This window comes from Sphingopyxis sp. SE2 (genome assembly GCF_032227185.1).
Classification (GTDB): Bacteria; Pseudomonadota; Alphaproteobacteria; order Sphingomonadales; family Sphingomonadaceae; genus Sphingopyxis.
On the sequence record NZ_JAPMXW010000009.1, the window covers coordinates 291,988 to 315,269 of the forward strand.

The window sequence follows — 23,282 nt, forward strand, 5'->3', positions numbered from 1 at the left end:
CGAACAAACCTTGAGGTGACGCCTGACAGGGGAACCCAATACCTTGCCATGAACTACACCCAGCGCCTGGCAGAGGCCAACCTCGTCCCGTCGGTGGGCAGCGTCGGCGACAGCTATGACAATGCCTTGGCCGAGACGATCAACGGTCTCTACAAAGCTGAAGTGATCTGGCGGCAGCGATCCTGGCCGAGCGTATCAGCCGTCGAAATGGCAACCCTGCGCTGGGTCGACTGGTTCAACAATCACCGCCTGTTCGGGCCCATCGGGCATATCCCGCCCGCCGAGGCTGAAGCGAACTACTATGCAGCCAGAGACACCCTCGATATGGTCGCATGACTCAATTGAAACTGCCTCCGGAAAACCCGGGACGCTTCAGGACCTATTAAATGGCTTGCATGAGGCATGATTGGTTGATTCAATGTCAGCGTGAAGGAGGCGCTGTCGATGGATGTTCCGTTTTTGCTGAGTGAGGCGCAGATGCGCCGGATTGAGCCATTTTTTCCGCTATCGCATGGCGTTCCCAGGGTTGATGACCGGCGGATCGTGTCGGGCATTATCTATGTCATCAAGCACGGGCTGATGTGGCGCGATGCACCCAAGGATTACGGGCCGCATAAAACGATCTACAACCGCTTCATCCGCTGGAGCCGCTTGGGTGTGTTCAACCGCATCTTCGCCGAACTCGCGGGCAAGGCCGGTGAACCCGAGCGGATCATGATCGATGCCACCCATCTGAAGGCGCACCGCACCGCCGCCAGCTTGTTAAAAGGGGGGCTCTTTCCCGATGTATTGGGCGCACCAAGGGCGGCCTGAACTCAAAGCTCCATGCCGTCTGCGATGGCCTTGGCAGACCGATCATGCTGCTGCTGACCGAAGGCCAGATGAGCGACCACAAGGGCGCTGCCCTGCTGTTTTCCGGGCTTCCCCGCGCCAAGGAACTGCTCGCCGACAAAGGCTATGACAGCGACTGGTTCCGAGCTTCGCTCACCGCGCAAGGCACCACCCCGTGCATCCCGCCGCGCAAAAACCGCAAGGTCCAGTACCACTACGACCCGCAGCTCTACCGTCAGCGCCACAAGATCGAAAACGTCTTCGGGCGAATAAAAGACTGGCGACGCGTCGCAACCCGATACGACCGATGCGCCCACACCTTCATGTCCGCCATCTCCATCGCCGCAACATGCTGCTACTGGTTGTGATCAATGAGTCATCGTGTAATTGCGGCTGCTTCCCTCGGGCCTTGGTTGAGGCGCACACTTCTGGTTGTCGTATCCTGAAGGAAGGAAGCAGCCATGAAGCACTATGCCGGATTGGACCTGTCGATGGAATCCACGCAGGTCTGCATCGTTGATGACAATGGTCGGAAGGTCGTGTCGGAGAAATTGGAAAGCTCTCCGGAGGCGATCGCCATGATGCTGGAGCGATACGGTCAAATCGAGCGGGCGGTGATCGAAACGGGTCGCATGTCGCCGGCGATTTGCCTTGGTCTGCGTGAACTGGGTGTCCCGGTGGTGTGCATCGATGCCCGCCAGGCGCACCAGAGCCTCAAAGCAATGAAGGCGAACAAGACCGACCCTCACGATGCCGCCGGCCTCGCACAGTTGGCGCGCACCGGCTTCTACAAGGAGGTGCATGTCAAATCTCCGGCAGCGCATGGCGTTCGCAGCGTCATCACCGCACGCAGCCATCTGGTGGAAGCGCGTGTCCGGCTCGACAACACGATCCGCGGTCTCTGCGCGACGTTCGGCTATCGACCCGGCGCAGGTCAAGGGAAGGCCTTCCTCGAACGGATCATGAAGGCTGCCCACATCCCGGGCCTTGGCGACGCCATCGCATCCTTGCTGTCCGTGCGCGCAGAACTGGTCGAGCAAATCAAGGAAATGGACCGCCGCCTGCGTATCATCGCCAGCCAGTCACAGGCTTGCGAAATCCTGATGACCATACCGGGCGTGGGCGTGCAGACATCTGCTGCCTTCGCCGCTGCAGTCGATGAAGCCGGACGCTTCCGACAATCACGCAATGCCGGGGCCTACTTCGGCCTTGTGCCCCGACGTCATCAGTCGGGCGAGCTCGACTGGACAGGCAGGATCACCAAACAGGGCGACAGCACGGTGCGCAAGCTGCTCTACGAAGCTGCCAACTCGATCCTCACCCGGAGCCGTGAGACCTTCGCCCTGAAAACATGGGCCATGAAGATCGCCAAGCGCCGGGGCCTTAAAGAGGCTCGCGTCGCACTCGCCCGTCGGCTCGCGGTCATCATGCATGCTATGCTGCGCGACGGTACTTTGTTCCAAGCGTGAGGTAGGGTAGAACCTGTTTGCCAGCGGTGAAGCGTTAAAGCTGATCCGAGGGCGGTGTCCCGCGAGGGAACGCAGGGACGAACGATCTGCGAAGGTAGTCAGATGGGCTGCAAAGCCCGCTTCGAGTCAATGCAACGTTCGCCTCTGTGAGACCCGATACAGCACGACCAGGCTTCGGCCCGGCCAGTGCGGACAGATCCATGAAACCCTCAAGGGATCAACACCGCCTAGCTCTGCAATTACAGATCCTGAGCCTAGTAGGTCGAAAACAAAATGAAGATTGGTGCGATGAGCATTATTCGGACAGCCTATCGAAATGAACTGGCAGAATTCCGCGCTGCGCGTGCCAGCGGCGATTATGTTGGCGCGTGGCATAGGCTCGAACGCGGGCACATCATCGCTCAGGGTAGTCTGCCGTTGCATCTCCACTCGCATGGCGTGATGCTGGCATTCGCGGTGTCGCGGCGAGAATGGGCCGAGGTTGCAGGTCAGGCGCTACGTCTGCTTCTGGCACCATTGGGCACGCTGACCGGTCGCACGCCGATGGGGAACACCGGGCGATCGGACGTCAGTGCTTTTGCCACTATGCCAATACCGGCGGACATCGCGCAGATCGTGAATGCGGGCCGTGATTGATTGTCAGAGCGAGCGCTGCCTTACGGTTAGAACCCCCAATTGGTCAGTCGCGGTACGCCAAGAGCCTGAGTGCATTGACCACTACAATGATGGTTGAGCCTTCATGCACGGCCACCGCTGGACCGATGCCGAGTCCCATGATCGTGGCGGGAACCAAGAACCCGACTACGCCGAGGCTCACAAACACGTTCTGCCGGATGATCCCGCGGGTATGCCGGCTTAGGCCCACAGCGAATGGCAAGTGCGCCAGGTCGTCGGCCATGAGGGCAACGTCGGCTGTCTCCAGCGCCACGTCCGATCCTGCCGCCCCCATGGCGATGCCGACCGTAGCACTGGCCATGGCCGGTGCATCATTGACGCCGTCGCCAACCATTGCGACCCTGTCTTCGCCCGCAAGCTTCTTGATCACGACAACCTTGTCTTCCGGCATGAGATCGCCCCATGCTTCGTCTATCCCGACGTCCTTGGCGATCGCTTCGGCAACCTTTTGGTGATCCCCCGAGATCATGATCATCCGGGTGATGCCCAACTCACGCAAGCGAAGCAGCGCGGATTTGGCCGCTTCGCGAGGCGTATCGAGCAGGCCGATCGCCCCGAGGTCACGGTCCCCTTTCCGGACCAGCATCGTCGTTCGTCCGTTTTCGCGCAGTGACGCTATCGCGTCCTGTGCCTCCTGCCCCAGCGCCGGAATTGCGTCCTTCCCGAACATTTCGGATTTGCCGATCCACACTGTCTCGCCGTCCACGGTCGCGGTAACACCCCGGCCGGTAAGACTCCTGAGATCGGCGGCATGGGGCAGGGCGCGCCCCGCCAGACGTGCGCTACCATCCCTGACGATCGCCTGGGCCAGTGGATGATCGCTCAATGCTTCGACAACGACCGCAGTCGCAAGCAGTTCACTTTCATCAGTGCTTCCCAGAGGGACGATGTCGGTAATGCGCGGGCGGCCTTCGGTCAAAGTGCCGGTCTTGTCGAATGCTATTGCCTTGAGCGAACCGAGATTTTCCAAAGGTGCGCCGCCCTTGATGAGTACACCGCCGCGCGCTGCGCGCGCCACTCCAGATAAAACCGCGCTTGGCGTCGCAATGGCAAGCGCGCAGGGGCTCGCTGCCACCAGCACCGCCATTGCGCGGTAGAAGCTGTCGCGGAACGGCTCGTCCACCACGGTCCAGGCGAACAGCAGCACGAACGATACAACCAGAACTGCGGGGACGAAGACCCGTTCGAACCGGTCGGTAAAGCGCTGCGTCGGGGATTTTTGCGTCTCCGCTTCGCTCACCATCTTCACAACTTTCGCGAGCGCGCTTTCACTGGAGCGGCGCGTCACCTCAATCTCGATCGCGCCGCTGCCATTGATCGTACCGGCAAATACCCGGCTTTGCGGATCAACCATATCGGGCTTGGCGCGTGCGGCGACCACGTCGGCTACCGGTATCTTGTCGACCGGGATGCTTTCGCCGGTAACGGGCGCCTGGTTGATAGCACTCGTTCCCTTCAGGACGAAGCCGTCGGCGGGCAAGCGCTCGTTCGGACGCACGATGACGATGTCGCCGACCACCATTTGTTCGACGTCGATTTCACTGGTCGCCCCATCGCGGCGCACCGTTGCGGTCTCAGGTGCGAGCTTCGCCAAGGCTTCAATTGCCTTCTTGGCACGGCCCATGGCATAATGCTCCAGCGCGTGTCCGAGACTGAACAAGAACAGAAGTAGTGCGCCTTCGGCCCACGCCCCCAAGGCGGCTGCCCCGGCGGCGGCGACCAGCATCAGGGTGTCGATCTCGAACTTCTTCAACCGAAGGTTGTCAATCGCCTCGCGCAGCGTGAAGAAACCACCGAAAAAATAGGCTGCCATATAGCAGGCGGTCAGGAGCCAAGCGGGCGGACCAGCTATCAGCTTCTCAATTGCGAAGCCGATTCCCAGCAGCGCGCCGCAGGCGAGGGCAAAGATCAGTTCAGTGTTGGGGCCCGGAAAATTAGCGTGGCTGTGATCGTGACCATCACCGGAGCTATGCCGTTCCTCGGCCGCACCATGGCTACCAGCCCCATGATCATGACCGGCATGGTCATCGGCACTGACCCGCTTTTCGATGCCAACCTTGAGTTTGCGAAGGGCCGAAAGCACTTCCTCTTCGGTGGTCATGCGGCGATCATATTCGACCCGCACAGACCCACCTGAACTGGCGCTGGCCTGTACCACGCCGGGCAAGGCGCAAAGCGCATCGCTGATCGTTCGAGCGCGACGCTCATGGTTGATCCCCGTTGCTTGCCAGATAGCATGGCCATAGCGCTCGGTGATTTCAGCGCCGGCTGCGCGCACGATTTCGCGCAAACGCGGCAAAGGCAGCTTGGCAGCGTCGAAATGGATGCACAGCGCTGCTGGCGTATCGTCGTCGACACAGATGACATGCGCCCGCTCGACGCCTTCGCGCTTCGTCAGCGTTGCTACGAGACGATCGAGACATGCGTCAGCTGCGTCGGGAAGGTCGGGCAATAGCACCGGAATGTCGAGTTCGAGCTTGTCATTCATGACGACCTCCCGTCGTTGTATTGGGTTCGGTGCGTGCGTCGCGCAGGATTTCGACGCCGCCCTTGATGGCGATGAGCGCGGTAGCGAAACCGACGATCAGGTCCGGCCAGTTCGTACCCAGCCAGAACACCAGCACGCCGGCAATGAGGATGCCGCCGTTGGAAATGAAGTCGTTGTAGCTGAAGGTGGTCGCGGCCCGGAGATTGACGTCCGGTTCCTTGATGCGTTGAAGCAGCCGAAGGCAGAGGTAGTTTACCGCGCCAGCAATCGCGGACATCACCATCATGGTGGGCCCGATGGGCTCGCTCCCCTGGATGAAGCGCCGCCCGACATCGAGCAGGATGCCACCGGCAAACAGCAGCAGCATGACGCCTGAAGCCATCGCTGCGCGGGTCTTCCATGTTTGACCCCGGGTCAGTGCGACAAGGCTCAGCGCGTAAACGGCCGTATCGGACAGGTTATCGACGCCATTGGCGATCAGCGCGCTCGAGTCTGCGAAAGCGCCGGTAGCAAAGAAGCCCCCCGCGATTGCCGCATTGAGCAGCAGCACGATCCAGAGCGTGCGACGCTCCTGCGAGTTGTCATTGTCGTTCACGGCAATCACGGCTTTCTCTCCCTAACCACGCGGCTCGCAAGGCTCTGGAGTACGCAAGGGGCGGGGCAGCCGGACAACGTGCTATCTTGGGGGAGCAGACGATCCCGGCGGTGCTTGAGTGCACCAAGGTCGCCTTGCTTCATGATCGAAAAGAATCTCATCTTTTTCGTCCTCGCTCGCAAACAACCTTGGCCCCTTCGCCAGTGACGAGGACCAGATTGGTGTCCCGAAAATGGGCACTGAGGTTGGCGCTGCGGTACTGAAAGCCCTGTGCAGGCGCATTCAGGACAAGCGGCTCGCCTTCATAAGATTTGCGGACTTCCATGGTGAGACCTTCGTTCTTGAAGTCCACAAACCGGCTTTGCCCATCAGTACATTGGTATGGATGTCGACCCGATTGGGCGGATCCGTCCGGGATCTGCGACGCGTGGATATCTCGCTCCGATGTCGGCATTTGCTCTGGATCGCCCGAGCACGCTGAAAAGCCCGCCGCCATGGCAACGATAGAAATCAAAGGCCTGAGTTTCCGCATAGGCTGGCTCTGGGTTTCTGAACTGCGGACGGGCATTGATGCCAAAACTGACAATCGAGCCTCCTGTGCAGTTGCGACAAAGGTAAGCGGGGCGATCACCGACCGCCCCGCTGGATTTTCATGACGACGTCTCCACGATAGTCTGCCCGTGGTCGGCGCCTTCGAACGCCTCATTGTAGTGTTCGGGCTGTCTGATGGTCTTCTGGCCGAACCGGGCATAAAGCGTCGGCAGGACAAACAGTGTCAGCAGGGTAGCCGAGATCAAGCCACCGATTACCACCGTTGCCAGGGGCTTCTGGACCTCGGCACCGGCGCCGGCGCCCAGCGCCATCGGAACAAACCCCAGACTCGCAACAAGGGCTGTCATCACGACTGGTCGCAGGCGCTGCATGGCTCCCACATAGGCCGCCTCCTCCCGGGACATCCCAGAGCGGATCAGATCCTGGATCGAACTGACCATGACCAGGCCATTGAGCACAGCAATGCCTGACAACGCGATGAAGCCAACGGCGGCGGAAATCGAGAAGTCCATTCCGCGTGCGAACAAGAGCAAGACACCGCCAACCAGCGCGAAGGGCACGCCGGTGAACACGATCGCTGCATCTCTGGCCGAACCCAATGCGCCGTAAAGCAGCACCAGGATCAGAATGAAGCAGGCCGGGATGACAAGCTTCAGTCTCTCGCTTGCTGACTGGAGGTTTTCAAATTGACCTCCCCATTCCAGATAGACACCAGCTGGCAAGCGAATCTCCTTCGCGATGACCTCCTGGGCATCGGCGACAACCGATCCTACGTCCCTGCCGCGGACATTGGCCTGGACCACCACACGCCGCTTGCCATTCTCGCGGCTGATTTGATTGGGTCCGTCGACCACCTGGATGTCGGCAACACTGGAAAGCGGCACACTACCGCCACCCGCGACAGGTACAGGAACCTGCTCCAGCACGCTGATGTCCGAGCGTTGGGCCTCCGCGAGACGCAGCACCACCGGAAACCGGCGATCGCCTTCGAAGATCTGCCCGGAAACCCGGCCACCAAGCGTGGCTGTCACCGTATCCTGAACGTCTTGAGACGTGACCCCGAGCCGCGCCATTGCGTCGCGATTGACGCGAATGTCGAGCATGGGAAGACCGGTTGTCTGCTCGACTTTCACGTCAGCTGCGCCCTCGGTTCGGCGGAGCACCGCGGCAATCTCCTCGGCGGTCCGGTTCATCTGGTTGAAGTCGTCGCCGAAGACCTTGACTGCTATGTCACCGCGAACGCCGGCGATTAATTCATTGAATCGCATCTGGATGGGCTGGGTAATCTCGTAGGCATTGCCGGGAATCTTCGAAAGATTGCTCTCGATCCGGCTTACAAGCTCTTCCTTGGGAAGCTCAGGGTTGGGCCATTCCTCACGCGGTTTCAGGATCACGAACATGTCGGTCGCGTTCGGTGGCATCGGATCCGAAGCAAGTTCTGCCGTGCCTGTTTTGGAATAGACGAATGCGACCTCGGGTTGCTTCGACATCATTCGCTCGATCGGCACCTGCATCGCCTGGCTCTGCTGGACAGACGTGGCCGGGATACGCAGCGACTGGATCAGCAGATCGCCCTCATCGAGCTGCGGCAGGAACACCGAGCCGAGGGTTGTGAACGCCAGTGCCGCCACCACAAGGCTGGCGACACCGGCTCCGATCGTTACCGTCGGGCGCTTCATCGCCCGCCCGAGGCCAGGCTCATAACGCTTCTTGAGCCATGTGATGATGCGGCCATCCTTCTCCTCTACCTTTTTGGACAGCCAGATTGCGATCATCGCCGGAACGAATGTGAGCGAGAGAACAAACGCGAAGGCGAGGGCGATGATGACGGTCAGCGCCATAGGCACGAAGGTCTTGCCCTCGACGCCTGTCAGGGTCAGCAAGGGGACGTAAACGAGAATAATGATGGCCTGCCCGTAGACAGATGGCCTGATCATCTCACGGGCAGCAGAGGCGACGGTCGCCAATCGCTCTTTGACGCTGAGGAGACGTCCCTCGTGGTGCTGTTGCTCGGCAAGCCGCCTCAAGGCATTCTCGACGATGATAACGGCGCCATCAACGATCAGGCCGAAATCGAGTGCGCCGAGACTCATCAGGTTGGCGGACACGCCGACACGCAGCATCCCGAAACCAGTCAGCATCATCGTAATCGGAATCACCAAGGCAGCGATCAGCGCTGCCCGGAAATTGCCGAGCAAAATGAAGAGCACGACGATGACCAGCAAGGCGCCCTCAGACAGGTTCTTGGCAACCGTTGAGATAGTTGAATTGACAAGTTCCGTGCGGTTCAGGACGGGTTGGATCACCACATCCGGGGGCAGGGATGCGTTGATTGTCTTGAGTTTCTCGGCGACCGCTGTCGACACAATGCGGCTGTTTTCTCCGATCCGCATGATCGCGGTGCCGACGACAACTTCGGTTCCGTTCTCCGACGCCGAGCCCATGCGAATAGCCTGACCCGTCTTGACGGTGGCCACCTGCTCGACCGTGATCGGCACGCCATTGCGTGTCGCGATAACAGTTCTTCCCAATTCAGCGGCATTGCGGATCAGTGCGTCGGAACGCACCGCCAGACCTTCGCCGTTGCGGTTTACAAAGCCGCCGCCCACGCTGGTGTTGTTCTGCTCCAATGCATTGCCAAGTTCGGTCAGGGATATGCCAAGCGAGGCCAGCTTCTGCACATCGGGCACTACAAGAAACTGCTTGGCATAGCCGCCGATCGAATCGACGCCGGCAAGGCCTGGGGTGCCCTTGAGCAGAGGGGTGACAATCCAGTCCTGTGCCGTTCGCAAATAGGTCGCCTTGTCGACTTCGGTCGTCAGCCGCTCACCCTCGGGCGTGATATAGCTACCGTCCGGCTGCTGGCCCGGTTCGCCCGGCTTGTGCTTGTCGTCATCGCGGTGGTCTAGCCGGACCGTGTACATGTACACTTCGCCCAAGCCGGTCGCGATCGGGCCCATTTCGGGGTTTACACCATCGGGGAGGTTTTCCTGCACCCCCTGCAACCGCTCACCCACCTGCTGGCGTGCGAAGTAGATGTCCGTGGAGTCGGAAAATACGGCCGTGATCTGGGCAAAGCCATTGCGGCTCAGGGATCTTGTGTATTCAAGACCCGGGGTCCCGGCGAGCGCCGTTTCGATCGGGAAAGAGACCTGCTTCTCGACCAGTTCGGGTGACAGCGCGGGCGCTCGGACGTTGATCTGCACCTGGTTGTTGGTGATATCCGGCACGGCGTCGATCGGCAGCCGGTAGAGTGAATATGCGCCAATGCCGGCGGCAATGACGGTGAGAAGCAGGACGAGCCAGCGCTTCTCGACCGCCCATGTAACAATGCGGGCGATCATGGCTCAATCCTCATGACTGGCTTCGCCCTTGCCGATTTCGGCTTTGAGCGTGAAACTTCCGGTGGTGGCGATCTGTTCGTTGCCTTTCAGCCCCGACTTGACGATCACGGTATCGCCCGATGCGTCTCCGAGCTGAACCGGGACTGCCTTGAAGCCGGTGGGGGTGCGGACGAAAACGAACGATTTCCCCTCGAGGCTTTGGACCGCTGTTGATGGCACGCGGATAGCGCCGCTACCGCCGCTGCCCGTGAGCTCTATGGCGACCATGACCGGCTCGCCAACCCGCCATTGTCCGCCGCCATTGTTGAGCGTGGCAATCGAAGGGACGAGGCGCGTCTGGGGGTCGAGAGCTGGCGAGACGAATGTGATGCGGGCGCTCGCTTCGCGCCCCGCCGCCCTCACAGTCACCAGATTGCCAGGCCGAACCCGCCCGGCATCCTCAGGCTTGAGGTTCAGCGCGATCGACACCTGACCCAGATTGGCGATACGATAGAGCTCGGCGTCGGCCGCAACCGTTTGCCCCAGCGTGACCGGACGGCCGATGATCTGGCCTGAAATCGGAGCTGTGATGCCGAGCCGGTTCAGGCCGGCGCCGCCGACACCCGCAGCCGAGACCATGCTTTGTGCCTGCGTCAGCGCGATGCGTGCTTCCGTTGCAACCGTTCGAGCGGTGATGAGATCCTGTTCGGGCGAGACCTTTTCGTCAAACAGCCGTTGCTCTCGCGCAAGGTTTGAATTGGCCAGAGCAAGGCGCGCCCGAGCGGCTTCGACCTCGCCCTTCATCTGGGCGACGTCGCGGCTTTCGATTACGGCGATTGTCTGACCGCGCCCGACCGTCTCACCGAGATTGCGTGTAAGCGCCACTACACGCCCGCCGATGGCCGCAGAAACCACCTGGGTGTTTTGCGGATCACCTTCAATGATAGCCGGTAGTTCGATCGTGCCGGCGCCGCCAACGACAGGACGACCCACCTCGACACCCGCTGCAGCAATCTGCTCGGCCGTGAGGGTCACTTGCCCTTCATTCGCATGGCCGGCTTCAGCGCTCGCGTCTGCAGAACCGGAAGCAGTCTGCTCCTTGGATGGATCAGCGCCCCCACAGCTTGCCAAAAGGAGCGCACTGATCGTCGCTCCAACAAGATAATGCTTCTTCATGATTAGTACTCCGCATTGGGCGCACGGGCGGTCAATCGCTCCAATTGCGCTCGGGCATTCTGATAGGCGGCAAGTGCATCGATCGCTGCGACCCGCGTCTCTGCAAGGGTGCGTTCGGCGTCGAGCAATTCGAGCTGTCCAAACTTGCCTTCGCGGTAACCGATCCGTGCAATGCGCGCGGCTTCCTGGGCGCTGGCCAACGCAGGGCCCGCTGCAGCGCGCGCCGTGGTGGCTGCATTGGCCGCCTCGGCCTGCGCATCAGTGATCGCTTGCTCGATATCCAGGGCCGTCAAGCGGCGCAGAGCATCAGCTTGGGTTTGCTGCGCAGTCGCCTGAGCGATTGCCGCGCGCCCGTTGTTGAAGACCGGAATCGGGATAGTGACAGTGAATACCGCAGCCAGATCGTTGGTCGCCTCAAGTCGGCGGATAGCGGGGCCGACGTTGAGGTCAGGGACCCGGTTTGCGCGGGCAAGCCGCACGCCGGCTTCGGCTATCGTGAAATCGGCGTTTGCTGCTGCGAGGGCAAGGGTGCCAGATGGGTCCACCGGCACAGCCGGTCCATACACATTTGTACCCGGGAGGATGTCGAGCACCGATTCATCAAGTATGCCACTGATAGGCTGCCCGATCCGACGCACCAGATTGATCCGGGCTGCTTCAGCCAGACGAGCTTGCCGTTCAACATTGGCTTCCGCGTAGGTGACAGCAACATCTGCACGTTGCCGTTCAAGAGGCGAGGCTCGTCCCGCCTGCACCCTTATGCTTGCCGCGCGCAGTGCATCATTGGCAATCCGGGCCTGGTCTCTCGCCGTGGCAAGACGCCGTTCGGCCGCTACCGCTTCAACATAGAGTTGAGTAACCTGCAACCTGACATCGGCGGCAATGATTGCATGCTGAATTTCCGCGCGGGTCAGCTGCGCCTTGGCTACGGCGATGCGGGCGCTTCGCTTGCCGCCGAGTTCTATGGGGATTGCAGGTCCGATAGTCGTTTCGGCGCTCCGAAGGCCGCCATACTGACCGGAACCGGCGAAATTCTCGACCATTCCTTGGAGGACGGGGTTTGGTCGCAAGCCTGCGACAATCTGACCGGCCTTTGCTGCTTCAACCGCTGCTCCCGCAGCTTCTGAAGCTGGCGCCGCGCCTCCGGCAGCCGCGACAGCTTCCTCGAGAGTAAAAACTTTGGCAGCGGGGATAACCTGCGCATCCACCTGCGGTTGCGCCTGCACCACCGATGTGCAGGTCGCAGCAGCCAGAACGGCTGCTCGAACGATGTTCATTTGTAATTCTCCTGACAGATAACCTCAGCCGGAAATTCCGGCCAGTGTCATGTGTCAGGCGTTTGGCGGCCTCAGACCCGGTTCGGGCGCGCTAGAATCAAGCGGAGGCGTGGACCGCGCGAACAGCGGCACTGAAAGCGAGCCAAATCGGGGCGCAACGCCGATATCAGCTGGAGCCTGGATCGCCGGACAATGGCAAATGCCGTGGTGATGGGGGAGGGCCTTGTCAGCCGTGCCCTGCTCGCTCCCGCTGCTCTTTTCGTCATTAAATTCAGCGGCGCACTCTGACGCCGGCGCACCCGGCAGTTCCCCGGCCTCGAGGGTGACGCTCGTAACGAGCGCTGACAATACGAGTGTCAGAAGGAGACGCGAGAGGAACAGCACACTGCCTCCTAGCAGGCATCAGCCCGGGTGTCATGCGGAATAACCCAGCACAGGCACCAGAAGAACTCGCCGGAGATGCATGGCCGTTGCAGTCGCCAGCCTCTGGCAGGTTTCTTCGAAATCCTGGTCTGGTCCGTTATTTTCCAAGCGACCATTTGCAGACCGCTGAAGCTCAACCCTATTCAACGGCCGGATTTTGTGCGGATATCCTCGTTATCCGCCCTACCTTGCCATCCCAATCGATCTCGAAATCCACCCTGTCGCCCACCTTGACCCCACCAAGTTGCTCTGGTTCAGCGGTGAATTCCATAGTCATGGCGGGCCACTCCACGCCGCTCATCGGTCCGTGATCAAGCGTGATCGCCCCCTTGGCGGCATCGATGGCGGTGACGGTACCGACCGCGACACCATGCTGCATTGCTCCGGCGGCAGGCATGTCAGCCATATCGCCTGACTTGGTGTTGCCGCTCGGGACAGCTGCGGTGGTGTCCGATTTCTCCTGACAAGCGGTAAGGGCGGCCATCAGCGTAAAGCTGCATGCAAGAATAAGGACCTTCTTCACTTAACTTCTCCTTCGGGTGGAGCAGGATGAACATAACGTCTGCGCATCAGCAGATAAGCAGCCGGGATGACGAGCATCGAAAGCAGCGGAGCGGTGAGCATGCCGCCGACCATGGGTGCAGCGATGCGGCTCATCACTTCTGACCCGGTGCCGCTCCCGATCAGGACCGGCAGAAGGCCTGCGAGGATCACCGCAACCGTCATCGCCTTCGGCCGCACCCGGAGCAATGCGCCTTCGCGCACCGCGTGAGCAACATCGCCAGACGCAGGCGCCTCGAGTGCCTGTTTCAGGTAGATCAGCATCACCACTCCGAACTCTGCCGCAACGCCGGCGAGTGCGATGAAGCCCACTGAAGTTGCAACTGACTGGTTGTAGCCGAGCCAGTAGAGCATCCACAGCCCTCCGGTGAGTGCAAAGGGGAGCGTGACCATGATCAACAGCGCCTCGTCCCAACGGCGGAACGTGAGGTAGAGCAGGGCAAAAATGATTGCGAGCGTGACGGGGATGACCAGCTTCATTCGCTCTTTGGCGCGGACCATGAATTCATACTGGCCAGTGTACGATACGCTGACACCTGGCGGCAAGGTGACCTTCGTGGTCAAGGCTCGGTTGATGTCTCCCACCAGCTGCTGCATGTCGCTCTGGGTCCCATCGACATAGATCCAGGTGACCGGCCGGCCGTTTTCGCTACGCAACATTGGCGGTCCATCGCTTATTCGCAAAGCTGCAACTGTGCCGAGCGTGATTTGCTGGCCTGAGGGAGTAAGCACCGGGAGATCCATGAGCTTTTCGACACTGTCGCGCATTTCGCGCGGATAGCGTACACTGATGGGGTAACGAGCAAGCCCTTCGACCGTCTGACCGATGGTCTCGCCGCCAATTGCTCCCGAAACCACGGCATGAACGTCTGCGACATTAAGGCCGAAACGCGCAGCGGCGGCGCGGTTGACATCGATATCAATATAGCGCCCGCCAGAAAGCCGTTCTGCGATCGCAGATGAGACACCCGGCACGCCCTTTACCACCGTCTCGATGCGCTTTGCGGCTTGGTCGATCTCCGTGAGGTTCGATCCGGCAACCTTGATCCCGATCGGGCTCTTGATCCCGGTGGCCAGCATGTCGATGCGGTTACGGATCGGCGGAATCCAGAAGTTTGCAAGGCCTGGCACTTTTACCCTCGCATCAAGTTCATCGCGAAGTTTTTCAGGGGTCATGCCTGCTCGCCACTTGTCGCGGGATTTGAAACGGATCGTCGTCTCGAACATTTCGAGCGGGGCAGGGTCGGTTGCGCTGTCAGCACGGCCGGCCTTTCCAAAAACACTCTCAACCTCGGGCACGGTCTTGATCAGCCGGTTGGTCTGCTGGAGCAAACGGCCAGCCTCAGCTGCCGAAAGGCCGGGCAGTGCCGAGGGCATATAGAGAAGGTCGCCCTCGTCCATTTGTGGCAGAAACTCGGCTCCAATACGAGAAGCCGGCCAAATGCTGGTGGCGAAAACCAGCATGGCGATCAGCAAGGTCTGTTTCGGGCGCCTGAGCACCCAGTCGATCAGGGGGCGGTACATGCGGGCAAGAAAACGGTTAAGCGGATTTTCCTCCTCGCTCGGGATCCTGCCTTTGATGAGCAGGCCCATCAGCACCGGAACCAGCGTGATCGACAGTATCGCCGCGGCGGCCATGGCATAGGTTTTTGTGAAAGCAAGCGGCGCGAACAGGCGGCCTTCCTGGCCTTGCAGCGCGAAGATCGGCAAGAACGAGAATGTGATGATGAGGAGGCTGAGGCACAGCGCGGGACCAACCTCGCTGGCTGCAGTGGTAATCAGCGCCCAACGCGTCGTCGTGTCAGGCTCTGTGTCCTCGTGCTCGTGACGCCAGCGCTCAAGATGCTTGTGCGCGTTCTCGATCATCACAACCGCGGCATCGACCATCGCGCCGATCGCGATGGCAAGGCCGCCCAATGACAGGATATTGGCATTGAGGCCCTGCAAGCGCATCATCATGACCGCCATCAAAATGCCCAGCGGAAGCGTGAGGATCGCTACCAGCGCGGAGCGCGCGTGCCAGAGAAACAGCGCGCAGATCAAACCAACAGCAATAAACTCCTCAATCAGCTTCGCAGTCAGGTTTTCGATTGCGCGGTCGATCAGGCCAGAACGATCATAGGTGGTAACCACTTCGACGCCCGGAGGCAGACTCTTTGTGAGCTCGTCGAGTTTGCTGCGAACACCTTTGATCACATCGCGCGCATTCTGGCCCTGACGCATGACAATCACGCCCCCGGCGACCTCGCCCTCGCCATTGAGTTCCGCAATTCCGCGCCGCATTTCAGGCCCAAGCTGGACGATGGCGACATCATCCACGGTCACCGGTACGCCGGAAGCGGCGGTGCGGATCGGCACGGCGCGGAAATCCTCGATCGATCTGAGGTAGCCGCTTGCACGCACCGTATACTCTGCGCCCGCCAGCTCGATGCTCGATCCGCCAGTTTCCTGATTGGCCCGCTTCAGAGCTTCAACGACATCCTCACTTGTCACCCCAAAGGCGGCAAGCTTAATCGGATCGAGCACGACCTGATACTGCTTCACCATACCGCCGATACTGGCGACCTCGGCAACACCCGGTACGGTCTTCAGTTCGTACCGAAGAAACCAGTCCTGCAGTGACCGGAGTTGCGACAAATCGTGCCGCCCCGTCTTGTCAACAAGCGCGTATTCATAGACCCAGCCAACCCCTGTTGCGTCCGGACCGAGAGATGCGCTTGCGCCTTCCGGTAGACGACTTTGCACCTGGCTGAGATATTCGAGTACGCGGCTGCGCGCCCAGTAAAGATCGGTCCCGTCATCGAAGAGGACGTAGACGAAACTGTCGCCGGTGAATGAATAGCCGCGCACCACCCGCGCGCCGGGCACCGAGAGCATGGTCGAGGCGACTGGCGTGGTGACCTGATTTTCGATGATCTGTGGGGCCTGCCCCGGCCATGATGTTCGGATGATGACTTGCACATCGGACAGGTCGGGCAGGGCGTCGACCGGTGTGTTGCGCAGTGATACAATTCCCGCGACGGCCAGAACGAGCGCGGCGGCGATAATTATGCGGCGCCGCTTGATCGCGGCACGGATGATCGCGGCAATCACTGCTTATCTCCAATGGGTCTGGCAGAGACACCAGCGAGACTTGCTTCGGAATCGAGCAGGAATTGGCCGGAGACTACGACCTTTTCGCCAGCGGACAGTCCTGCAACAATTTCTGTCTTGTCGCCGCTCTCCCGCCCAGTGCGAACTTCAGCGGGGCGGTACCGGCCATCGGGAAGGGCCAGCATGATGAGCGTGCGCGCACCGGTGCGGATCAGAGCGTCTCTCGGGACCAGCAACGCGGACCTGTTGTCTCCGTCAAAACTGACAGTTGCGAACATGCCTGGGCGCAGGCGTCCCCCGCGATTGGCAAGTTCGATCCGCACGGTCATCGTGCGGCTGTCGGGCTGCGTGATCGGCAGGATCGCTGTGACCTTGCCGGTGAAGCTCTCACCAGGGAAGGCGCTGAGTGCTATCCTTGCTCCTTGACCAATACGGATGAGGTTCGCCTGCGCTTCCGGCACTGCGGCATTAAGCCAGACTGTCCTGATCCCGCTTATCTGTGCAAGGCTCTGCCCTGCCGCGACCGTCATTCCCTCACGCACGTCAAGCGCCTGTATCGCACCAGCAATTGGTGCGCGAATAGTCACAGTCCCGTTGGTTCGGCCGGTTCGCTCGACCTCATTGATCAGTGCATCTGACATGCCCATGAGCTTCAGACGCTGCCTGGTTGCGTGGGCGAGGTCTTCCTGCCCGAGCCGCTTGACTGCCAGAAACTCGCCTTGCGCGCCGCCCCATTCGGGGAACTGGAGATCGGCGATTGGTGCGCCCGCACCGATCACATCGCCCGCGGCACGGGCGTAGACGCGGGTGACAAAGCCGCTCGAACGCGACTGGACAATAGCAATATCGCGCTGATTGAAATCGATCGTGCCTGTAACCGTCAGGCCCGATGGGAGAGAGCCAAATGTCACTGTTGCGACGCGCATTCCGAGACTTTGTCTCGCATCGGCATCCACGCGCACACCTGGCCCTGCGTCCGGAACTTCATCGGCATATTTCGGGATGGTCTTCATTCCCATCGAAGAGAGCGAGTTGGGATTGTTGTAGCGTTCGGTCGGCACCATGGGATCGTACCAGTAGAGGATCTTGCGGCCGTTCTGCGCCGCGCTCGTATCACTGCGTTGTGAGGGGTCACGCTTCCCTAACCAGAACCCGCCAACGCCAGCAACGGATGCAACTGTCAGAAATGCCGCAGCCCATCGCGCGGTATTTTTTGGGTTCATTGTCATGGCTTGACTCCTCGATAGGTGTAGCTGATCCGCACAGCGTCGCGGGCCGCGTCGGCTTCGCGCGCCAGCGCGTCGACTTCCGCTTCTGCGAGAGCAAGCGATGACAAGAGCGCGCTGCCCAGGTCGAGCCTGCCAGCCGCATAGCTCGCCAGGTCGAGCTCAGCCCGGCGCTTGGCGAGTGGGACCAGCACCTTTTGTGCGTTCGCCACAAGCTCAACATGCATGGCATGAGTTGCAAGGTCGGTTTCGAGTGACGCGAGGATTTCTCGCTCTGCGGCGACCCGCGTCAGATGCGCCCGCGTCTCGCCGAGAAGGCTGGCAGCGATTCTGGGGTTCTGCCGACGCTTGGCGAACAGCGGCAGATCTATACTCACACCGACCGAGACCATGTCGCCGAAGGCCGGGTCACGGCGGCCGTAGCTTGCGCCAATCCGCCAGTCGGGATGCTTGTCAGCACGGGCGAGCCCGGTATCGGCTTCAGCGCCGGTGATCCCGGCATCTAGCGCCTTCAGGCGTGGAAGCAATGAGATATCTTTAGTCAACGCATTGCGGTCTATGGCGAAAACAGGAGGATCGCCCATGACATCGGCAGTAGGATCACCAGTAAAGCGGATCAGCTGGGCGCGTGCGCGCGAGACCTCTGCGGCCAGTTCACTGCGCCGATCATTGACGGCGGCACGCAACTGCTCGGGTTCCAGCGCCAGGGCTGGACGAGCAGAGCCTGAAGCCAAGCGGGCAGAGACGGTCGACTGAAGATCGTTCAGAGCTTCGTCGAGTTGCTTCAGCTGTGCCAGTTGCCGCTTGGCGTAATGGAGATCGATCCACGCAAGTGCGGTCGCGAGCCGAACATTCTGAGCCTCAATCGCCAGCTCAGCCTCGGCCATGCCAATGTCCGCGATTGCCCGTGTGCGCTGCGCACTACGTTTGGCCGGATTGGGAAATGGCTGCTCGATCCCGATCCGCGTCATCGTCATGCTATCTGCAGTAAAGCTATAGGCCGGCGGGCCGGAGACCGGAAAATTGTCGATACCGAGGTTGAGGCTCGGATCGGGCAAGCGCCCTGCGGCCACCGCCGCATCTCGACTTGCCTCGACGCCGGATACGCCAGCCCGGATCGATGGTGCATCGCGCGTGGCACGTTCGATTGCCGCCTCGAAGGAGAGCGGTTCGGCAAGCGCCGCACCAGACACTGCCGCGAGAAATGGTGCCAAAAGAGGCAGGTAATGGATTGTTTGCATGAAGCTCTCCTCGTGGAGGCTACCGTGCCGATATAGATGGCCGGGCTCGGACTGACGCGGCGCCGACGGAGAAGATACCTCCGCCGACGCCGCGTGCCCGGCCAGTTATTTTCTGGTTATCGGCCAGGCAACGGCCTTAGCCGATTGCGGGAACCCGGGCCTTGCCGGACATGTCCATCGTGCAGCCCGATGCATCAGCCTTCATCGCGGAGCACTTGCACGCGGCGCTGTTCGCCACGTCATCGCTGATCCATACGCGGACGAGCGCCGGCGTTGTTGGTCTCGGCCCTAGTTGAGATCGGGAGCGCCATTCCCAATGGCCGCCTTCAGGCGCCTGGGCGAAAGCAGCAGAGACGGGGGCTAGAAGCCCTATCGCAGCGGCGAGCAGAAGTCCTGTCTTCATGAGTATTTCCTTGCTTGAACGATTTAACGGCGCGCAGGCAAGCAGACGGGCCCGCAGCGCTACACTTCGGCTCAAGCAAGAGGTGTGGGCGGCTCGGGCTCAGGGCCGATAATGCGGCCTGTCAACGTGGCGACAGGCCTTCGCGCTGGAACCCAGGCGTGCAACAACATCGGCTCTGTGATCGGCAGCAAAGGAACCAGCGCCACCGGCACAGCGCAGCCCATCTTCGCAACGCATTCGGGCGTCATGCCTTCACAGGGCTTTTCGGGCTTATCCGGTTGAGCCACCCCCATCATCTCGGCGCAGCCGGGGTCCATCGCGCCAGCATCAACGTTTTGATCAGCCCAGGTCAGGGGCATGCTGTTCGCGAACGCGGTTTCCTGGCCCAGGAGACCCAGCAAAGCTCCGACAAGCATGATCAAGGAGAAAAGCCGCCGCACACGATCATAATCGGCGTGGATGCGAAACGTGTCAAATCTATTCGATCCTTTCTCTCAGTTTGCGAGTTAAACCCGCACATCCTCCTCCGGGCTGCTCACCGCTGCTTTGGCTGGCGGGAGACCTTGCGATCAGCGCCATCCGCTCAATGGTGGTCGTATAGCCCAAGGTTACGGATGTTGTTCCAACTGTCGGTGGTGTGGCATGCGGCACATTGATTGACCGGAGCGCGTTCCCTCGCAACGCGCTGAGAGACCATTTCGAAGTGCATCATGAAGTGACTGGGCGGTGCTTTGTGGCACTCGGCGCACTGGCCTGAGTTGACCGATGGGTGCCTGAAGGCGTCGATCTTCCAGTCGACCAGAGTATGGCAATCCTGGCAGTCCTTGCCGAATGAACCTTGATGCCGATCGCGCGCCGCATGGCAGCTTATACAATTGAGCGCGTCCGTGGTCTCTGCATGTGTTTTCGAGATGCGTACATCTCGGGTCCGAAGCGGACCGCGCCAAAGGTCTGGATCGAGCAAGGCCTCATGATCCATGCGAGCAAGGCTCGCGCCCCCGTCATGTTCAACATGACAGCTTGTGCACTCTTTCGCTTTGGCATGAAAGCGGGTCGACGCCTTGGTCCCGAAATCGGTTTGGATGTGGCAGGTGATGCATTTCTGCGCCTCAACGCCTTGGTGCGGTGTGTGGCAGGTTTCGCAATTGCGCCGAAGCGAGGCGTGAGCGGGCGACAAAGGTCCAGGTTCAATCAGCGCGGTCCAACCTGCAATCGCGCGGCTTCCAGCGGAATGGGTCGTCAGCGGGACGATGACGACGAGCATCGCCAGTACCAGGGCATATATGCCGTAGAGGAGGCGCGCGCCATTCACAGCCAGCGAAACCCGAAGTAATAGCCAGCCCAGATGTGGAGCAGCAGCAGCGCATAGAGAAGTGTGCTGGTGACGACATGGATCGCTCGCCATCCCCCAAACAGGCCGGCAGCCGCGCGTTCGGCGCGCACGGCGTATTCGGCATCGGCAAGAGCCTCGGCACGTCGTCTGGCATCAGCGATATCGGCGAGCTCGAATTCGTCGGCCGGGGCGAACAAGAACCGCCAACCTTTGCTTTTCGGTCGACCTCCGCCTGCAATGGGCACGGCTCTTGCAAGATCCGCTTCGAGTCCCAACCGGAGCACTGCAAGTTCGGATGTACGGGCGCGGACGGCTCTTGTGATCTGGACCAGGAAATAACGACCGACAAACCCGCTCCAGACGACCAGTATGACAGTGCCGGTCAGTGCGATGCCGAGCGGGCTCTCGAACTTGTGTGCCGCGTGGACAAGTGCGAGGATTGGCCCCGCCACACCCGCATAGATGTGTATCGCCAGCAAAGTCCGCTTCTCGATCCTATGATCGAGCCATCGTCCAAAACGCCCAATACGCCGAGCGGCGACATGAACGAGAGGAAGGAGCATCAGTACCGCAGCCGCGATCCCGGTCAAGCTTCCCGCCAGACTGCCGGGAAAGCGCGGCGACGCATGAACCACGAAACCGAGTGGAAAGAGAAGCACGAAGGCTGCCGCCAAGGTCATCAAGATGTCGCCGCGCTCGCGCATCAAGCTTCCACCACCAAAGGACCTCGGGTGCAACGTGCCTGACAGGCGAGCACATAGCCTTGTGCCTTGTCGTCGGGGTCGAGACCGGTCTCGGTCTCCATCGCGGTTTCCCCTGCTAGCAGGCGGGTAACGCAAACCCCGCATTCGCCAACCCGACACGAATAGGGGATCTCAACACCGGCTGTTTCGGCAGCCTCGAGGATCGTCTCGTTGGTGTGGAGTGGCGCCGAAACGCCGGCTACCGAGAAGGTTACCGTTGTTGCCGCCAACCGTGCACGGGCCGACGCAACGGGCAGGGGTCCCGCCTGCGCGGCACTCTGCTCGCCAGGTTCGTCGATTGGCAGCGAAGCGGGTCCGAACGCCTCGCTGAATATCTGCGCCTCGGGCACCCCGATCTGCATCAGGATTTCGCGCATGGCGGCCATCATTGGCGGTGGCCCGCACAGATGGATGCGCCGTCCGACGATTTCGGGAACCGCGCTTTCAAGCAACTCGCGGGTGATGTGTCCTTTGGGTCCATTCCAGACCGTTCCCGGCGATCGTTCCATCGATGCAAAAACACTGAGATTGGGGTGGCGGCGCTCGAGCTGTTCGATCTCCTCCCGGAAGACAAATTCGTCGGTCGAGCGGGCTGCGTAGACGAAGAAAATCTCGCCGGGCCAGGCCGTATCGGTCAGGAAGCGCAGTACTGACATCATCGGCGTGATGCCGACGCCGCCGGCAATCAGAACGATGCTCTCAGCTTCGCTCCCGGTGAAGGTGAAACGGCCGAATGGTCCTGCAATTTGAACCCGGTCGCCGGTTGTGACGCTATCGTGCAGATGGCGTGAGACAGCGCCCTGCGTCTCGCGCTTGATGGTCAATTCAACATAGGCGCGCTGCGTCGGTGAAGAGGCGATCGTGTATGACCGCTTGGCTTTGGTGCCGTCCTCCTTCAATACCGCGATTTGCAGGAACTGGCCGGGCAGGAAGTCGAAAGGAAGCCGATCGGAGCCTGGGAGCACCAGGCGGAAGGTCTTGACCGTCGGCGTTTCGTTGAAGATTTGGGCGACGCGCAGCTCGCCGCTCCAGGGGCGAGGTTTGCCCGTGGGGGCAAGACCAGAGAGGTCCGGGTGACGTGCCGACTTGCTTGTAGGGCCGGAGATGCGCGGGCTGGCGATAGCCTGGCCAGGGGCGATCGGCGACGGGCCTGCCAAGTCGGTCGCCGGCGCCGCGTGCGGGACCGGGACGACGAGTGCCCTGACACGGCGTAGCCGCAGCATCTGCAGAGCTAACAGCGCTCCCAGTGCGAGCAGGGTGGCCGCCATGAACAGCCAATGTCCCGGCGTAAGGCCCCACAGCCGTCCTGCCATAGAAGCGTGTGTGTCGGCGGGCGTAAGCCCCGTTTCCAAGCGGAACCATTCGTTGGCGACGCTGGCGCCGCTTCTCTGTCCGTTGAGGACAGCAGTCGTGGCCGAGCCGCTTTCGATCAGCGCTGCTGCCTCGCGCAGCTGGGTTGCAATTTCGGTGCCGTCGGTCTCGCCGGGACCATGTGCTTTGCTTGTGACTTCGCTCGCCAGGCGCAAACCGCGATGCACCCGCGCGTTCGCCTCGACGGCCGCGCGCTCGCGCGCCGGTCGGTCGAGTTCTGGAAATGCCAGCAACGCGGAATAAGTGCTGGTCTGCTTGCCCATTTGCATCTCGCCGCCCATCATCTCGTCCATGATCTTGGACATGGGGTTGGCGCCGGATGGGGCGGCAATAGGAGACGGTGAGACTGTCTGCGGCGCAGCATCCGATGTCGCGGCGCCACCGGGATGATGCGCGGCATGATCGTCGGCTGATTGCGCGGCTGCCGCCTGGCCGATGATGGCGGCAGCCGCGATGAGGAAATGCCGCGCGAGGCGTTTCGTGAAGACGATACTCATGTTGG

The 23,282-nt window shown here is 61.0% G+C and carries 17 protein-coding genes and 1 pseudogene; 4 read left to right on the top strand and 14 right to left on the bottom strand.

The genetic code is table 11. The features are described from left to right. Nucleotides 1–24: 24 nt before the first annotated feature. The 4 genes and pseudogenes from OVY29_RS23945 to OVY29_RS23960 form a co-directional block, all read left to right on the top strand. Nucleotides 25–336 (top strand): annotated as a pseudogene (locus tag OVY29_RS23945) (integrase core domain-containing protein); the annotation flags it as partial. Nucleotides 337–444: 108 nt separating this feature from the next. After that, nucleotides 445–1,199, top strand: a protein-coding gene (locus tag OVY29_RS23950; protein ID WP_313912423.1) for an IS5 family transposase whose coding sequence is annotated in 2 segments (ribosomal slippage) — nucleotides 445–763 and nucleotides 763–1,199 — 756 coding nt in all. Because the reading frame shifts where the segments join, the coding sequence is not laid out codon by codon here. Nucleotides 1,200–1,292: 93 nt separating this feature from the next. Further along, nucleotides 1,293–2,300, top strand: a complete 1,008-nt coding sequence (locus tag OVY29_RS23955; protein ID WP_313912424.1) for an IS110 family transposase — start codon at nucleotides 1,293–1,295, stop codon at nucleotides 2,298–2,300. A gap of 273 nt (nucleotides 2,301–2,573) precedes the next feature. Next, nucleotides 2,574–2,936 (top strand): DUF3703 domain-containing protein, encoded by a 363-nt coding sequence (locus OVY29_RS23960; RefSeq protein WP_313912425.1) that lies wholly within the window; start codon nucleotides 2,574–2,576, stop codon nucleotides 2,934–2,936. A gap of 43 nt (nucleotides 2,937–2,979) precedes the next feature. On the opposite strand, the gene OVY29_RS23965 is transcribed toward OVY29_RS23960, so the two are convergent. The 14 genes from OVY29_RS23965 to OVY29_RS24030 form a co-directional block, all read right to left on the bottom strand. Continuing rightward, a complete protein-coding gene (locus OVY29_RS23965) occupies nucleotides 2,980–5,463 on the bottom strand; it encodes a heavy metal translocating P-type ATPase (RefSeq protein WP_313912426.1) in 2,484 nt (827 codons plus the stop codon). Next, nucleotides 5,456–6,067 (bottom strand): cation diffusion facilitator family transporter, encoded by a 612-nt coding sequence (locus tag OVY29_RS23970; protein ID WP_313912427.1) that lies wholly within the window; start codon nucleotides 6,065–6,067, stop codon nucleotides 5,456–5,458. The genes OVY29_RS23965 and OVY29_RS23970 overlap by 8 nt, the downstream gene beginning before the upstream one ends. A gap of 148 nt (nucleotides 6,068–6,215) precedes the next feature. Beyond that, on the bottom strand, nucleotides 6,216–6,689 hold the full coding sequence (locus OVY29_RS23975) for a hypothetical protein (RefSeq protein ID WP_313912428.1): 474 nt from the start codon (nucleotides 6,687–6,689) through the stop codon (nucleotides 6,216–6,218). 19 nt (nucleotides 6,690–6,708) lie between these two features. Continuing rightward, nucleotides 6,709–9,954: a CusA/CzcA family heavy metal efflux RND transporter gene (locus OVY29_RS23980; RefSeq protein ID WP_313912429.1), complete on the bottom strand. Its 3,246-nt coding sequence runs from the start codon at nucleotides 9,952–9,954 to the stop codon at nucleotides 6,709–6,711. A gap of 3 nt (nucleotides 9,955–9,957) precedes the next feature. After that, the gene (locus OVY29_RS23985; RefSeq protein ID WP_313912430.1) at nucleotides 9,958–11,109 is read right to left on the bottom strand and encodes an efflux RND transporter periplasmic adaptor subunit; all 1,152 of its coding nucleotides are present in this window, start codon (nucleotides 11,107–11,109) and stop codon (nucleotides 9,958–9,960) included. Between the two features lie 2 nt (nucleotides 11,110–11,111). Continuing rightward, complete coding sequence (locus tag OVY29_RS23990) at nucleotides 11,112–12,386, bottom strand: TolC family protein (protein ID WP_313912431.1); 1,275 nt, start codon at nucleotides 12,384–12,386, stop codon at nucleotides 11,112–11,114. 562 nt (nucleotides 12,387–12,948) lie between these two features. After that, the gene (locus OVY29_RS23995) at nucleotides 12,949–13,332 is read right to left on the bottom strand and encodes a copper-binding protein (protein ID WP_313912432.1); all 384 of its coding nucleotides are present in this window, start codon (nucleotides 13,330–13,332) and stop codon (nucleotides 12,949–12,951) included. Then, a complete protein-coding gene (locus OVY29_RS24000) occupies nucleotides 13,329–16,463 on the bottom strand; it encodes an efflux RND transporter permease subunit (RefSeq protein WP_313912433.1) in 3,135 nt (1,044 codons plus the stop codon). The genes OVY29_RS23995 and OVY29_RS24000 overlap by 4 nt, the downstream gene beginning before the upstream one ends. Next, the gene (locus OVY29_RS24005) at nucleotides 16,460–17,692 is read right to left on the bottom strand and encodes an efflux RND transporter periplasmic adaptor subunit (protein WP_313912434.1); all 1,233 of its coding nucleotides are present in this window, start codon (nucleotides 17,690–17,692) and stop codon (nucleotides 16,460–16,462) included. The genes OVY29_RS24000 and OVY29_RS24005 overlap by 4 nt, the downstream gene beginning before the upstream one ends. Next, entirely contained in the window at nucleotides 17,689–18,930 is a 1,242-nt protein-coding gene (locus tag OVY29_RS24010; protein WP_110300199.1) for a TolC family protein, read from the bottom strand. Before OVY29_RS24010 ends, OVY29_RS24005 begins: the two co-directional genes overlap by 4 nt. A gap of 474 nt (nucleotides 18,931–19,404) precedes the next feature. Continuing rightward, entirely contained in the window at nucleotides 19,405–19,755 is a 351-nt protein-coding gene (locus tag OVY29_RS24015; RefSeq protein ID WP_409581504.1) for a hypothetical protein, read from the bottom strand. A gap of 161 nt (nucleotides 19,756–19,916) precedes the next feature. Beyond that, nucleotides 19,917–20,597 (bottom strand): cytochrome c3 family protein, encoded by a 681-nt coding sequence (locus tag OVY29_RS24020; RefSeq protein ID WP_244182013.1) that lies wholly within the window; start codon nucleotides 20,595–20,597, stop codon nucleotides 19,917–19,919. Nucleotides 20,598–20,641: 44 nt separating this feature from the next. Beyond that, nucleotides 20,642–21,370: a hypothetical protein gene (locus OVY29_RS24025; RefSeq protein WP_110300202.1), complete on the bottom strand. Its 729-nt coding sequence runs from the start codon at nucleotides 21,368–21,370 to the stop codon at nucleotides 20,642–20,644. Then, nucleotides 21,370–23,277: a 2Fe-2S iron-sulfur cluster-binding protein gene (locus tag OVY29_RS24030; RefSeq protein ID WP_110300203.1), complete on the bottom strand. Its 1,908-nt coding sequence runs from the start codon at nucleotides 23,275–23,277 to the stop codon at nucleotides 21,370–21,372. The genes OVY29_RS24025 and OVY29_RS24030 overlap by 1 nt, the downstream gene beginning before the upstream one ends. Nucleotides 23,278–23,282: the final 5 nt, after the last annotated feature.

What these genes read in the sequence shown, in the direction of transcription:
- OVY29_RS23965 (WP_313912426.1), bottom strand. Translation starts at nt 5,463, where the DNA reads ATGAATGACAAGCTCGAACTCGACATTCCGGTGCTATTGCCCGACCTT.
- OVY29_RS24005 (WP_313912434.1), bottom strand. Translation starts at nt 17,692, where the DNA reads ATGACAATGAACCCAAAAAATACCGCGCGATGGGCTGCGGCATTTCTG.
- OVY29_RS23955 (WP_313912424.1), top strand. Translation starts at nt 1,293, where the DNA reads ATGAAGCACTATGCCGGATTGGACCTGTCGATGGAATCCACGCAGGTC.
- OVY29_RS23990 (WP_313912431.1), bottom strand. Translation starts at nt 12,386, where the DNA reads ATGAACATCGTTCGAGCAGCCGTTCTGGCTGCTGCGACCTGCACATCG.
- OVY29_RS24030 (WP_110300203.1), bottom strand. Translation starts at nt 23,277, where the DNA reads ATGAGTATCGTCTTCACGAAACGCCTCGCGCGGCATTTCCTCATCGCG.
- OVY29_RS23960 (WP_313912425.1), top strand. Translation starts at nt 2,574, where the DNA reads ATGAAGATTGGTGCGATGAGCATTATTCGGACAGCCTATCGAAATGAA.
- OVY29_RS23980 (WP_313912429.1), bottom strand. Translation starts at nt 9,954, where the DNA reads ATGATCGCCCGCATTGTTACATGGGCGGTCGAGAAGCGCTGGCTCGTC.
- OVY29_RS24025 (WP_110300202.1), bottom strand. Translation starts at nt 21,370, where the DNA reads ATGCGCGAGCGCGGCGACATCTTGATGACCTTGGCGGCAGCCTTCGTG.
- OVY29_RS23985 (WP_313912430.1), bottom strand. Translation starts at nt 11,109, where the DNA reads ATGAAGAAGCATTATCTTGTTGGAGCGACGATCAGTGCGCTCCTTTTG.
- OVY29_RS24010 (WP_110300199.1), bottom strand. Translation starts at nt 18,930, where the DNA reads ATGCAAACAATCCATTACCTGCCTCTTTTGGCACCATTTCTCGCGGCA.
- OVY29_RS24020 (WP_244182013.1), bottom strand. Translation starts at nt 20,597, where the DNA reads ATGCTCGTCGTCATCGTCCCGCTGACGACCCATTCCGCTGGAAGCCGC.